Below are 16,647 nucleotides of genomic sequence, written 5' to 3'. Positions count from 1 at the left end.
CTCCTATTGAACTTTTAATCATCCATTTCTCCTTACTAACAGCCTTTTTCTGCTCCACACTCACCACCCGTACCGCGGAGAATCTCAAGAGCATGAGGCAGTACAGGTAAAATAATTTCCAAACATTCCCGCACTGCTTTAGGACTACCCGGCAAATTTACAATCAAACATTTGCCCCGAATACCTGCTACTGCTCGGCTTAACATCGCTCTTGGAGATATCGCAGCGCTCTCTCGTCTCATGGCTTCTGGTAAACCAGGAACAGCCCTTTCAATAACACGCAATGTAGCTTCAGGGGTAACGTCCCTTGGTGAAAATCCAGTCCCTCCTGTGGTAAGTAAAAGCCCCACACCAAGTTGATCTACCATTTCTGTCATGGCCTCTACTAATACATCCTGGTCATCAGGCAGTATACGATAGTCAATCACCTGCCCTTTTATATTCGGCACAAGTTTCTCAATTTCTTTGGCACTGGTATCTTCTCTTTCTCCAATTGCTCCCTTGTCACTAGCCGTAATAATGCCTACTGGTATACCGTGCCAAACTTCAATCCCATACTCTGCTTTAACCCTGCCGCCAACTAGTACTCGGGCAAAAATGCCTTCTTTCGGCATAACGCACTGACCAACCTGCTTAAAAATCTCGCAAAGATGATGACAACTCTTGCCGATTTGAGTTACTTCCAGTAAGGTTTCTCCTGCCTTCAAATAGGTTCCAACAGGTAGTTTGAAAAGCTCTAACCCTTCCGTCGTGAGATTTTCAGCAAAGTCTCCAGGAACGAGTTCCAAACCTTTTTTTCTGCCGATTTCCTTCATTTTTTCAATACTATCTATACTAAGCAAGCTGATCTGGCGATGCCATTTTCCTGCGTGAGCATCGCCTTCCATCCCCCAATTTGCTCTCAACTTAGCCTCACCTATATTTTCTTTACGAACCCCTTTTTCCCTGCTGATACAAACAGCAGCTATTTTTGCAGGCATGAATCATCCTTCCTTTCAAACAGGCCGCTCTTACCGCCTTCTTTTTTCATTAAGCAAATGTTTGCTATTACCATAGAACGATCAATTGCCTTACACATATCATATACTGTCAGAGCTGCAACGCTAACGGCGGTCATGGCCTCCATCTCTACGCCTGTTTGCCCGCTTACCCTGACAGCAGCTTCTATCATGATTGATCGCTGCTCCCTGGTAAAATGGATCTCAACTGAACTAATTAATAGAGGATGGCAAAGAGGTATGAGATGCTGTGTCTGCTTTGCAGCCATGATACCTGCCAAACGTGCTACTTCTAACACATTGCCTTTGGCAATTTGACTGTCATATATTTTCTCTAGTGTTTCTTTTTCCATAAAAATTTGTCCACGAGCTACTGCTTGTCTTTGCGTTATATGTTTACCACTGACATCTACCATGTGGCTTTCGCCCTGGGCGTTAAAATGAGTAAATTCTGCCATAATTATGCACAAATCCTCCCTTTATAAATGAACGATGAAGATATTGAACTCACCTTCACAGCTGCGACACCGCAGCGTCTCTCTTCTAGCAATTTGCCAGCTATACCTTTGATAACCGAATTCTATTTTCTAAAAAATCAGTAACCTCTTTAACCTCTTCCAGCTTAAAATAAGGGACACCAGTATAAATTTGCTGATCTGCAACTAAGGCGATTCGATTCTTTTTTAGGCCAATATATTCTCTTCCCTGCCGATGTACCTCAATTTGTGGTTTTTCTTCTTGTTTAAAACCCTCTGTCAAAATTAAATCCACATTGTTAATCCCTTGAATGATATCATCCAGCGCAAGTGGCTGGGTAAGGGTCTGCACGATTGCTACTTGATGCGCGGAGGCAATGCATACAACTTCAGCACCAGCTTGGCGGTGCCTCCATGTATCCGTCCCAGCATGATCTATTTCAAAATCATGACAATCGTGTTTAATCACTGCAATACGATAACCACGATTTTTCAACTCACGAATAACCTTTGTCAAAAGCGTCGTTTTACCGCTATTGGAATAACCTACAAAGGAGACAAGGGGTATCATAGTCGCTTTCCTTCTTTCCACTATTACTTTAAATTAGCCACCAATACGATGCATACCTCTTTTACTTTTTCCCCCATTCCTCAAGTCACATTCCTTGGGTTTATTCCAGATCACTTGTTTTATCGTATCCAAGAGCTTCTGATCAGAAATTCCTGCACGCAGTCTTTCACGCAAGGAATATTCCTGGTTCGATAACAGACAAGGTTTAAGATTGCCATCAGGAGTAAGACGAATTCGATTGCAAGAACTGCAGAAATGTTGAGAAATAGGAGTAATAAAACCAATTGAGCCCTGTGCCTGAGGGAAGCGATATATTTGAGCCGGTGAGTGATTACTCATTTCAGGAATCAGTTTACCAAAGCCAGCTTTTAAAAGTTGCTGCTTCATTTTATCTGCTGCAAATAAATATTTTCGTTCCAAGGCAAAGGGCATATATTCAATAAATCGAACCTGATAGGGATTATTTATAGCCAAGTTCGCAAAATCAGCAATTTCATCTGAATTTATGCCGTTCATAACTACCATATTTAACTTAATCGGTGTAAGGCCTATTTCTTGCGCCTTTTTTATTCCTGCCAATACCCGATACAATGCATCATGTCCTGTTATCTGTTTAAATCGCTCAGGATCTAATGTATCAAGACTCACATTGATACGTTTCACCCCAGCTTCCTTTAAAAGAGAAGCATATTCTTCCAGCATACTACCATTCGTTGTTACAGCCACTTCTTTGATCCCAGGAATAGCTGTTACCTTATGTAAAAAGCCAATAATCCCTTTACGTACCAAAGGCTCACCACCAGTAATGCGTACTTTATCAACCCCTAAGCTGGCAAAGGCAGTAATAATGCGCAAGATTTCTTCATACCGTAAAATATCATTATGCTCCATCCATTTTACACCTTCTGAAGGCATACAGTATTGGCATCGAAAATTGCACCTATCCGTTACTGCTACTCGCAGGTAATGAATGCGCCTTCCCACACTGTCATATAAACCATTCATCCTGCAACCTCCTGTCTTATTTTTATGCAAAATACTATGGTATTTATCCGATGACCAACTCGCTATAAGACTCCCCCTCTTCCAAAAGATAGTTCGTGTGCGATTAAGTCCGGCGGATAAGTACAACAAAATCGGTCATTTGGTGTTAACTCCATCTAAATCAAGTCTTCTTGCAACAATTCTAAATGAAGATTACTCTCATACTGTATTGATAGTATTAGCCTTCCAAATCTAATAATCCTTTTTTCATTGCGTATCTAACCATTTCCGGTCTAGTTTTTAAATCAAGTTTTTCCATGATTCTAGCCTTGTAAGCTTCAACGGTCTTAACAGAAAGACAAAGTTGCTCAGCAATGTCTTTATTAGCATACCCCATAGCCACCAAGCGCAATGTTTGTTTCTCTCGTTCTGTTAGTAATTGCAATGACTCAAATTCTTCGCTTTTATTTCCCTGACGTAAAAATCTCTCAATTAAAGATTTAGCAGCAGATGGATATAAATAAGATTCCCCTTGGTGAACTGTGCGAATGGCTTTGAGTAAATCAAAGTCAGGAGCAGTTTTTACAATATATCCCACTGCCCCCGCCTTTAAAGACTGAAATAGATATTCTTCATCATCATGCATGGTTAGAATCAGCACTCGAATCTCAGGTAGTAATTCCTTTAATCTAGCAGTAGCAATCAGACCATTCTCACCTGGAGGCATGCTCAAATCCATAAGTACCACCTGAGGAAGAAGTTTTACCCCTAATTCTACCGCTTCTCTTCCATCAGCAGCCACCCCTACCACTTGCATATCTTGCTGGGAATTAATTAACATAGCTAATCCCGAACGGACAACAGCGTGATCATCAGCTATTAGAACACTAATGGTCATAGATTATTTCCTCCTCTTTGCCCAAGGGAACATATACACGAATAGTAGTACCATGATCACATCCGGAAGTAATTTTAAGAGTACCGCCAATCAATTTCGCTCTTTCTCGCATACCATAAAGCCCTAATCCTGTTCCCATCACTTCTATTTTCTCTAGATTAAAACCCCGTCCCAAATCTATAACTGCCAAATACAATAGTTGATCCTGTTCTTCAAAATGTATCTCTAGTATATCAATATTCGCATATTTAGCCGCATTTATCATAGCTTCTTGACAAATACGATAAAGTGCTGTTTCTATCGATGCTCCATAACGACGCTCTTGTCCTACAACGGATAACCTTGTTACAATTCCATAGGTTCGCTCAAACTGTTTAATGAAAGAACGTAAGGCGGGTACAATTCCCCAATCATCAAGTGAGGAAGGTCTTAGATCTACAGCGATATGTCGGACTTCACTCAAAGCTTGAACCGCCATATCTCTCACTAATTGAAAATGACTTTTTAAGTCGTTTTCTAGTTCCATCTGTTCAATTATATTAAGCCCTACAATCATGCTATAAATGGTTTGCCCCACTCCATCATGTAGCTCACGAGACACACGTTTACGTTCTCCTTCTTGCGCCTGAATCATATAATTCGCCATTTTTTTTTGAACATATTTTTGGTCTTGCTTATTGTATTCGGACATATCGCGAAGTACGACGATCAAAAAACCACCAGCATTCTGCGGCAAACGAGTTGTACTAGCTGATACCGAAAAAATATGTCCCTTTCTGTGCAATAAACGAATTTTAAAGGAAGACATACTTTCTAAGGTAGTAAAACAATTTATACAAACTGTAAAATCTGCACACCTTTCCATCCCATGACAAATATCACATAAACGTATTTTATGAATCAGCTCTTCAGTACAATAGCCCGTCAGCATTTCGATTGACGGATTCGCATCAATAATAATACCCTTATCATCTAAAATGACAATTGCATCGCTTCCATACTGAAAAATATCTTTAAATAATGGCTCCGAAGTTTTCTGCCTCACGCCAATAGCCTCCATTATAGTAAATGCATGCTTTTCTCTCAGATACCTATTATATTTTCCATTTCTTTAGCAACTTGTTTCACTAATTCAACTATCACTTCTTCTATTATACATGGATTACGATAACCAATTAATAACACACCTTTTACTCTTCCCGCTATCAAGACTGGAACTCCCAAAGCGGATCGCAGTTCTTCAGCATAAAGAATGGGATATTCTTGAGGGTCATCATGTTGCCTATGCTCATAATTCTCTAATATCATTGGCCTACCTGCCATCAATACTTTTCCTGCAATTCCTTTACCAGAACGTAATACAATTCGTCGAAAACGTTCATTTTTATTACCTACTGCATATTTCCAACGAATAACAGCTTCTCCTGGCTCTTGACAGGCAAAAGCCGAGAAGTCAGCATCAGTCCGTTGTCGTAACTCCTCCAAATATTTATTAATTACTCCTGCTAGTGTATCCATTAAGAAATTCTCCCGAAATATTAATTTTACTTACAATTTAGCACAGTTTCTATTTAAAAGCAAAGACAAAGACGGTTATGAAATAAGGGCAATCTAAAAAATAACTTTGATTGCCCTTACAACTCAATAAAGTGATTTTACTTTTAAGTCCTTACTAAAATATTGAATATATGCTCTGTTGATATATTCAATAGGCATACTCCATACATGTACTAATCTTGTAAAAGGCCATATAGCAACTATTCCAAAACCTACTATAACATGAAGTTTGAACACCAAAGGGACAGCAGCCATAAAGGAAACAGCAGGCTGCAAAAATAATAAACCTCTAAACCAAGGACCAATGGTTTCCCGATAATCAAAACTCCCTGTGCTCAGTACATTTGTAATTGTACTTGCCAACCCTAACGAAACTTCAATCAGCACCAATATCACAACAATTAAATCAGCTGCACTACTAACTGCAAATACACGATCATTGCCAACGCGACGCAGCGTAAGAATAAGAATACCTGCTAATGTGACTAGGCCAGCTGGTCCTCCACCATAAACAGCAGCCATATGATACATCTGTTCATTTACTCCAATGGATTCAAAAAAGACTTTAGGAATCAACAGACCAGAAATGTGCCCTCCAACGACGGCTAAAATACCAGCGTGGAACAACATACTACCCCACCATAAACTACGTTTTTCCAATAATTCACTTGATTTAGCTGTCCACCCCAATTGATCCGTATTATAACGGTAAATATGCCCGACTACAAAAATAGTTAACGCTATATAAGGATAAATCACCCATAGAAATTGTTCTGCGAATTTCATGATAGATCTCCCCCTATGTGGACAGTTTTTACACATGCCACTGGTACTGTAGATTCGACGCAAACCTCAAGCAATGTAGCATAGGGACTATGTTTTTCCTTAAGTTGCTGCCATAATTTATCCATACCAGGACCTACAATTTCTAGAACCTGATTACATGATTCCTGATTAGCAATCGCTAAGAATTCAAGCAACAGGGGAAGGTAGTCAGGTAATTCCTCTGTTGCTACCTCAAGTCCAGCTTGTAAGTAGATTGCTTTCAAGTCTGCCAGCACCTGACCACGCTTTCGATCATCAGGGCAGAGCAAGGAGGTAATGTACAAATTACAGTGTTCGCTAAAATCAAAAGTGTCTACATATTCTGCTGCTAATTCTTCACAACTTCTGTGGTCCAAATAATCCAGAAAAGTATATACATTTTCTTTTTTTGGCAAATGTTCCAATCTACTTGCCAGTGTACGTAATTGATTGATTTCCAGCCAGCTGCTCTTAGGATATTGCAGCAATATGGAGAGGAATTGCAACATTTCTTTATCTATCACCCTCTTCACCTCCAGTGCTATAGAAAGAGTTACCCTGGGGCAGAGAATAACCACAACTACCTTGTTGTTTATATACATTCACATATTTTTCTTGATGTGATGTGGGAATAACAAAGCGATCCTCATATTTGGCAATGGCCAGCAGACGATACATACGCTCGGCAGCAGTTTCATCAAGACCAGCCTTCCTTAGCTTATCCGCATCAACTGTTTTGTTTGTATTGATTGATCGCATATAGGTTCGCATCGCGAGCAGTTTACCTAAAGCAATTTTTACAGCTTCTATATTACCAGCCGTCAAGATATTGGCCAAGTACTCGATGGGAATACGCATATCATCGAGTAATGGAAATAGATTTTGATTTACCCCTTGTTCTTTTGCCGCACTAACAATAGGACTAAGAGGTGGTATATACCATACCATTGGCATGGTGCGAAATTCCGGATGCAGTGGCAGTGCCACCCCATACCGTACAGCTAAATCATAGATGGGGGAACGCTTCGCATCTTCTAACCAATCTTCACGAATGCCATCAAGGCGAGCCTTTGCAATCACTTCAGGATCAGTCGGGTCTAAGAATACACTGAGCTGAGCCTCATATAATTTCTGTTCATTGACAGTGGATGCCGCTTCTTTTATTTTATCCGCATCATACAATACAACGCCCATATACCGCACACGACCAGAACAAGTTTCTGAACAAATAGTTGGCTGACCAGATTCCACCCGGGGAAAGCAAAAAATACATTTTTCTGCTTTATGGGTTTGCCAATTAAAATAAACTTTTTTATACGGGCAGCCCGTCATACACAGACGCCAGCCTCGACAAGCGTCCTGATCGACTAATACAATGCCATCTTCTTCCCGCTTATAAATAGCACCTGAAGGACAAGCTGCCACACAGCCAGGATTTAGACAGTGTTCACAAATTCTTGGTAGATAAGCCATGAAGGTCTGTTCAAACTCAAATTTTACTTTTTCCTGCATCTTTACTATATTCGGGTCCTTAATACCAGTTTGATGGGCACCTGCTAAATCATCTTCCCAGTTTGGCCCCCACTTTAACTCCATATTCTTACCAGTAATCACTGATTTAGGACGGGCAACGGGCTGATAGCTTTTGGTGGGACTGTTCAGTAGTTTTTCATAATCATAAGTCCAGGGTTCGTAGTAATCATCAAGAGTCGGCATATCAGGGTTATGAAACAACTTAAATAATAACTTTGCCAAACGACTGCCGCCTTTTAGCCTGATTTTACCATCTTGTAATTCCCAGCCACCTTTATATTTTTCTTGATTTTCCCATTCCACAGGATAACCAATGCCAGGTTTGGTTTCTACATTGTTAAACCACATATACTCCGCACCCTCACGATTGGTCCAAGTATTCTTACAGGTCACACTGCAAGTATGGCAGCCAATGCATTTATCCAAATTAATTACCATCGCCAATTGAGCTTTAATCTTCAAGCCAAGCTACCTCCTTCAACTTGCGAACTGCAACATAGATATCTCTTTGATTGCCAATTGGCCCGTAATAGTTAAACCCATAGCTAAGCTGGGCATATCCGCCAATACATTGAGTGGGCTTCACATGAACCCGTGTAGGACTATTGTGTGTACCGCCTCGCTGACCAGTAATGGATGAACCTGGGACATTGATATGCTTATCTTGGGCATGATACATATAAAGAGTGCCCCTAGGCATACGGTGACTCACTACTACTCTGGCAGCAACTACACCATTACGGTTATATACTTCTACCCAGTCATTATCTTTAAGATCTGCCTGCAAGGCGTCCTGATAATTCATCCATACATGAGGCCCACCGCGGAATAAGGTCAGCATATGCAGGTTATCTTGATAGGTACTGTGTATATTCCATTTGCCATGGGGGGTAAGATATCGCAGCACAATCTCCTTACCTGCCGCTAAGGGTTTATGTTCTTTGCCAGCAAACAGCACCGGTGATAAAGTCGGTTTATATACAGGCATGGCTTCACCAAACTCCAGCATGATTTCATGATCGATATAGAAATGCTGCCGTCCTGTCAATGTGCGAAAAGGCATCAAATGATCGATACTGGTAGTAAAGGGTGAATAGCGCTTATTTCCTTGATTGGAACCAGTAAACACAGGTGTGGGAATAACTTGCCTAGGCTGCACCGTAATGTCCTTAAAAGTAAACTTTTCTCCCGCCCTGCCAGCGCTGATATCTTTAAGCTCCATACCCGTTTTCTTTTCCGCATCTTCCCACGCTTTCATGGCTAATTTGCCATTAGTAGCACTTGACAATGTAAGGATTGCTTCTGCCGCTTGACGAGCAGTCTCGATAGCAGGACGACCGAAAGCCACACCTGGCACAGTAACCTGCCCATTACTCTTTTTTAGTTCTTCATACTGTTCTTTAACAGGAACAGCATAACCATGGGCCCCCACTGGATTTTTTTCTAATAATGTACCAAGGGAAGTAAATTTATTATAAATTTCTTTATAATCCCGCTCCACCATTACCAGATTCGGCATCGTCTTTCCAGGCACCGCCTCTACTTCTCCTTTGCGCCAATCCAGCACCTTGCCAAAAGGTTGGGCAATCTCGCCTGGCGAATCATGCATAAGCGGCACTGCCACAATATCTTGTTGCACCTCAGGCAGATATTCTTTTGCTATAGTGGAAAAGGTCTTTGCTAAACTTTTGAAAATATCCCAATCTGATTTAGCTTCCCAAGGTGGATTAATGGCTGGATTGAACGGATGAACAAAAGGATGCATATCCGTACTGCTTAAATCTGTTTTTTCATACCAAGTAGCTGCAGGCAGTACAATATCAGAGTAAAGCGCCGTGCCAGCCATGCGAAAATCTATAGTAACCAATAAATCCAGCTTACCTTCTGGGGGTGCATTATTCCACGTAACTTCTTCTGGCCTTAGCTCTTCATTCGGTTCCGATAAGAGACCATGAGATGCTCCCAGTAAATATTTCAGAAAATACTCATGCCCTTTACCAGAACTAGAAATCAAGTTAGAACGCCAGACAAATAATCCACGAGGGTGATTCTTCCTGTTGTCAGGATCTTCTACGGCAAAAGACATGGATTTGTCCTTGAGTTTTTCAACGACATGACTGATGACTTGATCGGAAGTTTCAGCTCCTGCTTGACTGGCTTCTGCACTTAGCTGCAAAGGATTTTCACTAAACTGAGGATAGGAAGGCATCCATCCGAGTCTGGCGGCTAACACATTATAGTCTGCGGGATGGCTATAGCGGCTTTTAGTGACTGTTGGTGATTTTAGTCCATCCATGCTATGTGTTTCATACTGCCACTGATTGGTGGCAAAATAAAAAAAGGAGGTCGCATTCTGCAGACGTGGAGGCATTGACCAGTCACGAGCAAATGCTACTGTACCCCAGCCTTCGATAGGACGACACTTCTCCTGTCCTACATAATGAGCCCAACCACCGCCATTTACACCCTGACAGCCAGTTAGGATTACCAAATTTAATATCGCCCGGTAAATGGTGTCTCCATTAAACCAATGATTAATGCCTGCTCCCATGATAATCATGGACCGCCCCAACGTATCGGCAGCATTTTGGGCAAATTCTCTAGCTATTTGAATCACTAATTCAGTTTCCACATTCGTATGTTTCTTTTGCCAAGCCGGGGTATATGTTTGTTCATCATAATAATCTAAAGGATATTGTCCTGGCAGATTACGTTTCACTCCATATTGAGCTAACATCAGATCAAATACAGTTGTGACTCTTAGCAATTTACCGTTTTTCATAATCAATTTAACGGGAATGCCTCGTTTAACAATTCCAGTACCACCTTCCGTAAATTCAGGAAGATCCACACAAATTTGCTCATCTTCCAGACCAAGGAATGTCAGTAACGGAGAAAGAGCCTCACCAGATTCATTCTCCATTTTCAGATTCCATTGTCCCGTACTATCCCAACGCTGGCCAATGGTCCCTTTAGGAATCGCTGGACCTTCTTGTACTGCATCCCACAGTACTGGTTTCCACTCGCCTTTATTCACTGCTAGCCCAAGATCACTAGCTCGCACAAAACGACCTGGGGTATAAACAGTATCATCTTTTTCAATGAGTACTAAAAATGGCATATCCGTAAACTGTTTTGCATAGTCCAAAAAGTATTTTTCTTGTTTATCAACATAAAATTCTTTCAAAATTACATGGGTCATTGCCTGAGCTAAAGCAGCGTCTGACCCCGGATTAACTGGGAGCCAATTATCGGCAAATTTTACATTTTCCGCATAGTCAGGGCTGACGGCTACGACCTTTGTACCTTTATAACGGACTTCCGTCATAAAATGGGCATCTGGCGTTCGAGTCATTGGTATATTGGAACCCCACATAATGATATACCCCGCATTATACCAGTCGCTGCTCTCCGGTACATCCGTCTGCTCACCCCATATCTGCGGTGATGCAGGGGGCAAATCCGCATACCAGTCATAAAAACTCAGCATAGGAGCACCTAAGAGGGATAAAAATCGTGATCCCGCTGCATAGCTTACCATGGACATGGCAGGTATGGGCGTAAAACCAGCAATGCGATCAGGTCCGTAAGTGATAATGGTATATAGCAGCATAGCGGACATAATTTCATTAACCTCTTGCCACTCAACCCTCACAAAGCCACCTTTGCCTCGCACCTCTTTATATTGTTTTACTTTATCTTTATCTTCTACAATGGAGCCCCAAGCCTTTACTAAATGACCATTATTTTTTGTTAGCGCCTCACGCCACAAGGACAATAATTGACGGCGAATATAAGGGTGCTTAATTCTAAGAGGACTATATACATACCAGGAGAAGCTAGCTCCCCTTGGACATCCTCTAGGCTCAAACTCTGGCATATCTGGTCCTGTAGAGGGATAATCCGTCTGCTGGTTTTCTGAAGTAATAATACCGTCCTTAACAAATACCTTCCAGCTACAGGACCCTGTACAGTTTACACCATGGGTCGTGCGTACCACTTTGTCATAATTCCAACGCTTACGGTATATAGTTTCAGCGTTTCGATCATCTGCAACCACTTGGCTCCAGCCATTCTGCGCTGTTTCTTTGCTTTTAAAGAAATTCAGTTTTTTCCATAATGATAATTCTTGCTTCTTCATTTATTCTCACCTCCATATTTCTTAGCACTTTATCTCTGCATTTGTTCGACTGTAATAATAACGAATTACAAATAGACTGATTATATAAAAGGCAATAAAACCATATAAGGCCATGGCAGGCGATCCAGTAGTCCGTGTTGACCAACCAAAAGCTATGGGAACAAAAAACGCACCATAAGCAGCAACGGCTGAAATAAAGCCAATAGCTGGCGCTGCTTCTTTAGGGTTAAATATTTTGGAAGACATGCCAAAAGTGGAACCGCTGGCTGCCCCAGTAGTAACAAATAAAATTAATGCCATGATAAAAAATGCGACAAAATTATGTTGGTTCATAAAAAAGATAACTCCTAAGGTAGCACCACTCATAATAAAAATAGACCAAAAGCTTACTCGCGCCCCACCGTATTTATCAGCAGCCCAGCCTCCTATAGGACGAGAGAGAGCGCCTACGAGAGGTCCTAAAAAAGCATATTGCAACGGGTTAATGATAGGAAATTGGAACTTTATCAATAAGGGAAAGACTGCGGAATAACCAATAAAAGAACCAAAAGCAATGGTATAGATAAAACTCATGATCCACATATGTTTACAGCGGAAGATGCTGAATTGTTCACGAAGAGACGCTTTAGCAGTCTCCAAATTATTCATACCAAAAAATGCGGCTACTGTGATCACTACAATAGGAATAATCCATATAAAAGCAGCATTTTGCAGCCAAATACTTTTACTACTCCCGCCATTTACTAAAAGTTGAGGTTCACCACCGATACTGCCAAAGATTCCAAAAGTAACAACAAACGGTACCACAAACTGTACAATACTGACGCCTACATTACCCAATCCCCCATTGATTCCTAATGCAGTTCCCTTCAATTTCTTGGGGAAAAAGAAGCTAATGTTACCCATAGACGATGCGAAGTTTCCTCCACCTAAGCCACATAAAATAGCCCATATCATCATCGTTCTATAGGTTGTAGTGATATCCTGTACTGCATATCCAATACCAATCGCTGGAACTAAAAGAGATGCCGTGCTAATCACCGTCCAATTCCGACCACCAAAAACAGGTACGACAAAAGCATACAGAATCCGTAACGTTGCACCTGATAATCCTGGCAAAGCAACTAAATTAAATAACTCCTCAGTACTGAATGTGAACCCTGCACTGTTAAGATTAACCGCTATAACCGACCATAACACCCAAATGCAAAAAGATACGAGTAGAGCCGGAACAGAAATCCATAAATTTCGGTTCGCAATTTTTTTTCCCTCCTGCTCCCAAAAAACAGGGTCCTCCGGATTCCATATTTTCAATTTATACAATGACTGGTCCCCCTTTAGTAAGTGTGTAATATATATTGTCAGATTTATTTTAATATTTTGCCGATGAAAAGTAATGTAGGGAATCCCCTATATAGATTAAGGGGATTCCCTACATTGGCTATAAAAAATCATTTATGTCATTATTGTTAACTTTACCAATATATATACTCCGCTACTTGCGCCTTAGGATTCAAAATTACATCTTTCAATACCCAGTTTTTGAATACCTGATAACCAGTTCTATCAACAATGTATCCTACATGTTCCTTTCCTCCTGGTGCATCTTTGTCTATATAATTATGGACATAGGCATAGGTATTTTTAATGATCTCTAAAACACTAGCTTCATCAATCCACTTGATAAACGGCTGCGCAATTCTAGGGTTCTTTCTTCCCGTTCTTCCCATAATTACAAGCTGATATAATTTATTGGAACTTCTCGTCCAAGCCCCTGTTGGGCACTTTAATACACATTCTCCGCAGCCAATGCATTTATCTGAATGCTTGACTACCTTAAAGTTTTCAAATTTCAAGGCGCCAGCAGATTTTTTTTCACAAGCTTTTACACATGCCTGACATCCAATGCACCGATAGGAATCATACTGTGACTCGTTCATGCCAATAATGCCAAAATCATTCATTCTTGCCTTAATACAATCATTAGGACAACCAGTAAGAGCAATTTTTACATGATAATCATTAGGGAAAATCACTTTCTCTATCCTTTGAGCAAAAGCACTGGTATCAAAATTAGCAAACTGGCATACCCGACTCCCAATACAGGCCGCAACATTTCTGGTACCTGCTGCAGAATATCCTGCATTAGAATCAGTTTGGTTAACTTCAAGTCCGTCGATTAGACTTTGAATTATGGCATTCACCTCTGCCATTTTTTCAATATCAATACCTGGAATCTCAAAACCTTGTCGCGTTGTTATATGAATGGTACCATTACCAAATGTTTCTGCCACGTACTTAACCGTATCCAGATATTTTGCTGCCATTTCTCCCCCTGGAACCCTAATCCTAACAGCAGTCTTATATCTTTCCTTTGTTATACGAAAGGCATTCTTTTTTAGTATTTTTGTATTTATATCCATGCATACTGCTCCTCCTTAATTAATCAATAAAACTCTTAGCTTTCACATAATTAAACACAGGTCCCTCAAGGCAAATATAAGTATCGTCAATTTTACAGTGTCCGCATTTGCCAACGCCACAGCACATTTTTCTCTCATAGGACACCCATATATTTTCTTCCCTAATCCCTCTTTTTAAAAATTCTGCCACAGTAAAACGAATCATTACAGGCGGACCTACAACAATCACATTTGCCATTGATTGATTTTCTATGGAGATATCCTGTATATAATTTGTAATAAGACCCGTATTGCCTGTATACGTTTCATCATCTGAACCATCTACTGTTACTATAACATTTATTGCCCTTTGCCACTTCTCAAAGTCAGCTTTATAAAGTATATCTTTAGGTGATTTGAATCCAGCAATCAAGGAAAAGACTGTCACTTCATGAACATTATCAGCAAAGTAATCTACAACGCCTTTGACTGGTGCTAACCCCGTCCCACCAGCAGCAACAATAACTTCCTTCGATTTAAACAAGTCAATGTCAAAACCATTACCATAAGGCCCCCTTAGGAATAACACGCCACCTTCCTGCAGCTCATGAATCGTATTGGTAACCAGCCCCACTCTGCGAATTGTCAATCCAACATACCCTTCACCAATTTCACTCACAGATATGGGTGCTTCGCCAAATTTAGGAATGGATACTTCAAAAAACTGTCCAGGCTTTACATCGCCCTTATACTCCATTAAGAAAGTATAATCAATAGCAGTATGAGGAATTATTTTTATAATTCGGGATTTAAAAGGCAGATACGTATTGCTCATTATTTCTCCTCCACTATGCTGTTTAGTCTATTTGCACAATGCGCAATCGAAATATACTCTGGACATGCATCATCACATCTTCCACACCCGACACACATATGGTAGCCAAAGCGCTTTTTATAATCATGAAACTTATGCATCACTCTAAATCGCATACGATCTCCTTGCTTTTTGCGGAATGAATGTCCTCCGGCCATATCCGTGAAGCCATCAACCATACAGGAAGACCAAACCCGTCTTCGCTCTCCCATGTTTTTATTTTCTTTATAAAAGATATCTTGCATCGAGAAACAACTACAAGTTGGACATACAAAACTACATCTTCCGCAGCCGATGCAGCGAGATGAATATTCTTCCCAAAAAACAGATTGTGCCAGGCCTTTTGATAGCTCTTTCGGTATAGAAACCTTCGTTTTATTTTCCATGACGAAACGCGGAGAAAGGTCTACTACCTTTTCATCCAGCCGCCCCATCTCTTTATTATTAATTCCAACATATACATAATCACCCTCAGGACGTATAAACATATCATATTCATCCGTAATATTGGTTCCCATACTGGCGCAAAAACAGTTTGCAAAACTTTCATAACATTCGATGAGACAAAATCTTACTTTTTCACGAAATACCTTATAGTAAGGATCTTCACATCCATTTCTTAGATAGATATCATCAAGCCTTTTTATGCCATGTATGTCACAACTTCTCAAGAATAGCAGTATTTTTTTATCATGAACCTTGGGTTCTGTCCAATTATCCTCGTTAAAATAAAATAAAGTCTCAGTAATGGGTAGAAGAATTTCTTTAGCAGAAAAATTAGTTTTTATCGTCAGTTCGACTTCTTCTAGCTTTGTTATTTTCTGATACCTAACTGAATCCGTATTGGTAAAAGCCCCCTTCCCCAAGAGAGCTACGGGAGCAAAAATTAGATACTCCTTTTCTAGTTCTTTTAAGTACTGGTTAAACCTTATCCCGGTTACTTTATATGCCATTATTTTTTTCCTTTCCTACGTTTGTTTTTTTCTTATGAATCCTGCTTTTACCCTTGCCTCTTTGAGAACCTTATTATTCTATAGTTCTTTTGTGCAATGAATAGATATCAGGCTAATTTTAATATTTAACTACTAAAAAGTAATGTAGGGAATTCCCTCTATTGATAAAGGAAATTCCCTACATTGTTTATTTTAATAAATTTCTATTCCTAGAGGGATTACACCATTTTAATTATTGGCAAAGAAAATAACACATTGTTTTAGAATGTATCTACCACCAATAATGAGGGTATTTGTACTTTAGTACATATTTATTAAAAACCACTGCTACAGCTGCTACCATGATGCTACCAATCAACACTGTAAAGAAAACCTTCCTCGCACACAAGCTCCCTAAAGTAGACCAACTAATGTGTTTAAAGTTCAATTTACGATGCAGTATTTGTCGTGAATTAG

15 protein-coding genes are annotated in these 16,647 nt (G+C 40.3%); all 15 read right to left on the bottom strand.

The features are described from left to right. Window positions 1–35: 35 nt before the first annotated feature. The 15 genes from LMF89_RS05590 to asrA all read right to left on the bottom strand — a co-directional run bounded on the left by LMF89_RS05590 (window position 36) and on the right by asrA (window position 16,191). Entirely contained in the window at window positions 36–980 is a 945-nt protein-coding gene (locus tag LMF89_RS05590; RefSeq protein WP_229534261.1) for an MOSC domain-containing protein, read from the bottom strand. Further along, window positions 965–1,456, bottom strand: a complete 492-nt coding sequence (gene moaC, locus LMF89_RS05585; RefSeq protein WP_007953883.1) for a cyclic pyranopterin monophosphate synthase MoaC — start codon at window positions 1,454–1,456, stop codon at window positions 965–967. Before moaC ends, LMF89_RS05590 begins: the two co-directional genes overlap by 16 nt. A 100-nt stretch (window positions 1,457–1,556) precedes the next feature. Then, window positions 1,557–2,045, bottom strand: coding sequence for a molybdopterin-guanine dinucleotide biosynthesis protein B (gene mobB, locus LMF89_RS05580; RefSeq protein WP_229534260.1), 489 nt, complete (start codon window positions 2,043–2,045; stop codon window positions 1,557–1,559). A 33-nt stretch (window positions 2,046–2,078) separates the two neighbouring features. Further along, a complete protein-coding gene (gene moaA, locus LMF89_RS05575; RefSeq protein ID WP_229534259.1) occupies window positions 2,079–3,050 on the bottom strand; it encodes a GTP 3',8-cyclase MoaA in 972 nt (323 codons plus the stop codon). Between the two features lie 217 nt (window positions 3,051–3,267). After that, a complete protein-coding gene (locus LMF89_RS05570; protein ID WP_255711007.1) occupies window positions 3,268–3,927 on the bottom strand; it encodes a response regulator in 660 nt (219 codons plus the stop codon). Continuing rightward, window positions 3,917–4,972, bottom strand: a complete 1,056-nt coding sequence (locus LMF89_RS05565; RefSeq protein WP_229534258.1) for a sensor histidine kinase — start codon at window positions 4,970–4,972, stop codon at window positions 3,917–3,919. The genes LMF89_RS05570 and LMF89_RS05565 overlap by 11 nt, the downstream gene beginning before the upstream one ends. A 38-nt stretch (window positions 4,973–5,010) precedes the next feature. Beyond that, a complete protein-coding gene (locus LMF89_RS05560; protein WP_229534257.1) occupies window positions 5,011–5,445 on the bottom strand; it encodes a GAF domain-containing protein in 435 nt (144 codons plus the stop codon). Window positions 5,446–5,568: 123 nt separating this feature from the next. Further along, window positions 5,569–6,270, bottom strand: a complete 702-nt coding sequence (gene narI, locus LMF89_RS05555) for a respiratory nitrate reductase subunit gamma (RefSeq protein ID WP_229534256.1) — start codon at window positions 6,268–6,270, stop codon at window positions 5,569–5,571. Beyond that, a complete protein-coding gene (gene narJ / locus LMF89_RS05550; protein WP_229534255.1) occupies window positions 6,267–6,812 on the bottom strand; it encodes a nitrate reductase molybdenum cofactor assembly chaperone in 546 nt (181 codons plus the stop codon). Before narJ ends, narI begins: the two co-directional genes overlap by 4 nt. Further along, complete coding sequence (gene narH / locus LMF89_RS05545; protein WP_229534254.1) at window positions 6,802–8,283, bottom strand: nitrate reductase subunit beta; 1,482 nt, start codon at window positions 8,281–8,283, stop codon at window positions 6,802–6,804. The genes narJ and narH overlap by 11 nt, the downstream gene beginning before the upstream one ends. After that, complete coding sequence (locus tag LMF89_RS05540) at window positions 8,273–11,962, bottom strand: nitrate reductase subunit alpha (RefSeq protein ID WP_229534253.1); 3,690 nt, start codon at window positions 11,960–11,962, stop codon at window positions 8,273–8,275. The genes narH and LMF89_RS05540 overlap by 11 nt, the downstream gene beginning before the upstream one ends. A 21-nt stretch (window positions 11,963–11,983) precedes the next feature. Beyond that, window positions 11,984–13,285 carry an MFS transporter gene (locus LMF89_RS05535; protein WP_229534252.1) on the bottom strand — a complete coding sequence of 434 codons (1,302 nt, stop codon included), beginning with the start codon at window positions 13,283–13,285 and terminating at the stop codon, window positions 11,984–11,986. A gap of 152 nt (window positions 13,286–13,437) precedes the next feature. After that, the gene (gene asrC, locus LMF89_RS05530; RefSeq protein WP_229534251.1) at window positions 13,438–14,385 is read right to left on the bottom strand and encodes a sulfite reductase subunit C; all 948 of its coding nucleotides are present in this window, start codon (window positions 14,383–14,385) and stop codon (window positions 13,438–13,440) included. A gap of 19 nt (window positions 14,386–14,404) precedes the next feature. After that, window positions 14,405–15,199: an anaerobic sulfite reductase subunit AsrB gene (asrB, locus tag LMF89_RS05525; protein WP_229534250.1), complete on the bottom strand. Its 795-nt coding sequence runs from the start codon at window positions 15,197–15,199 to the stop codon at window positions 14,405–14,407. Further along, the gene (asrA, locus tag LMF89_RS05520) at window positions 15,199–16,191 is read right to left on the bottom strand and encodes an anaerobic sulfite reductase subunit AsrA (RefSeq protein WP_229534249.1); all 993 of its coding nucleotides are present in this window, start codon (window positions 16,189–16,191) and stop codon (window positions 15,199–15,201) included. The genes asrB and asrA overlap by 1 nt, the downstream gene beginning before the upstream one ends. Window positions 16,192–16,647 lie beyond the last annotated feature (456 nt).

This window comes from Pelosinus baikalensis (assembly GCF_020819555.1).
GTDB classification, from domain to species: Bacteria; Bacillota; Negativicutes; order DSM-13327; family DSM-13327; genus Pelosinus; species Pelosinus baikalensis.
Note: the sequence above shows the minus strand (reverse complement) of the source record. Positions and strands in the feature narration are given on the sequence as shown.

What these genes read in the sequence shown, in the direction of transcription:
- LMF89_RS05590 (WP_229534261.1), bottom strand. Translation starts at nt 980, where the DNA reads ATGCCTGCAAAAATAGCTGCTGTTTGTATCAGCAGGGAAAAAGGGGTT.
- moaC (WP_007953883.1), bottom strand. Translation starts at nt 1,456, where the DNA reads ATGGCAGAATTTACTCATTTTAACGCCCAGGGCGAAAGCCACATGGTA.
- mobB (WP_229534260.1), bottom strand. Translation starts at nt 2,045, where the DNA reads ATGATACCCCTTGTCTCCTTTGTAGGTTATTCCAATAGCGGTAAAACG.
- moaA (WP_229534259.1), bottom strand. Translation starts at nt 3,050, where the DNA reads ATGAATGGTTTATATGACAGTGTGGGAAGGCGCATTCATTACCTGCGA.
- LMF89_RS05570 (WP_255711007.1), bottom strand. Translation starts at nt 3,927, where the DNA reads ATGACCATTAGTGTTCTAATAGCTGATGATCACGCTGTTGTCCGTTCG.
- LMF89_RS05560 (WP_229534257.1), bottom strand. Translation starts at nt 5,445, where the DNA reads ATGGATACACTAGCAGGAGTAATTAATAAATATTTGGAGGAGTTACGA.
- narI (WP_229534256.1), bottom strand. Translation starts at nt 6,270, where the DNA reads ATGAAATTCGCAGAACAATTTCTATGGGTGATTTATCCTTATATAGCG.
- LMF89_RS05540 (WP_229534253.1), bottom strand. Translation starts at nt 11,962, where the DNA reads ATGAAGAAGCAAGAATTATCATTATGGAAAAAACTGAATTTCTTTAAA.
- asrC (WP_229534251.1), bottom strand. Translation starts at nt 14,385, where the DNA reads ATGGATATAAATACAAAAATACTAAAAAAGAATGCCTTTCGTATAACA.
- asrB (WP_229534250.1), bottom strand. Translation starts at nt 15,199, where the DNA reads ATGAGCAATACGTATCTGCCTTTTAAATCCCGAATTATAAAAATAATT.
- asrA (WP_229534249.1), bottom strand. Translation starts at nt 16,191, where the DNA reads ATGGCATATAAAGTAACCGGGATAAGGTTTAACCAGTACTTAAAAGAA.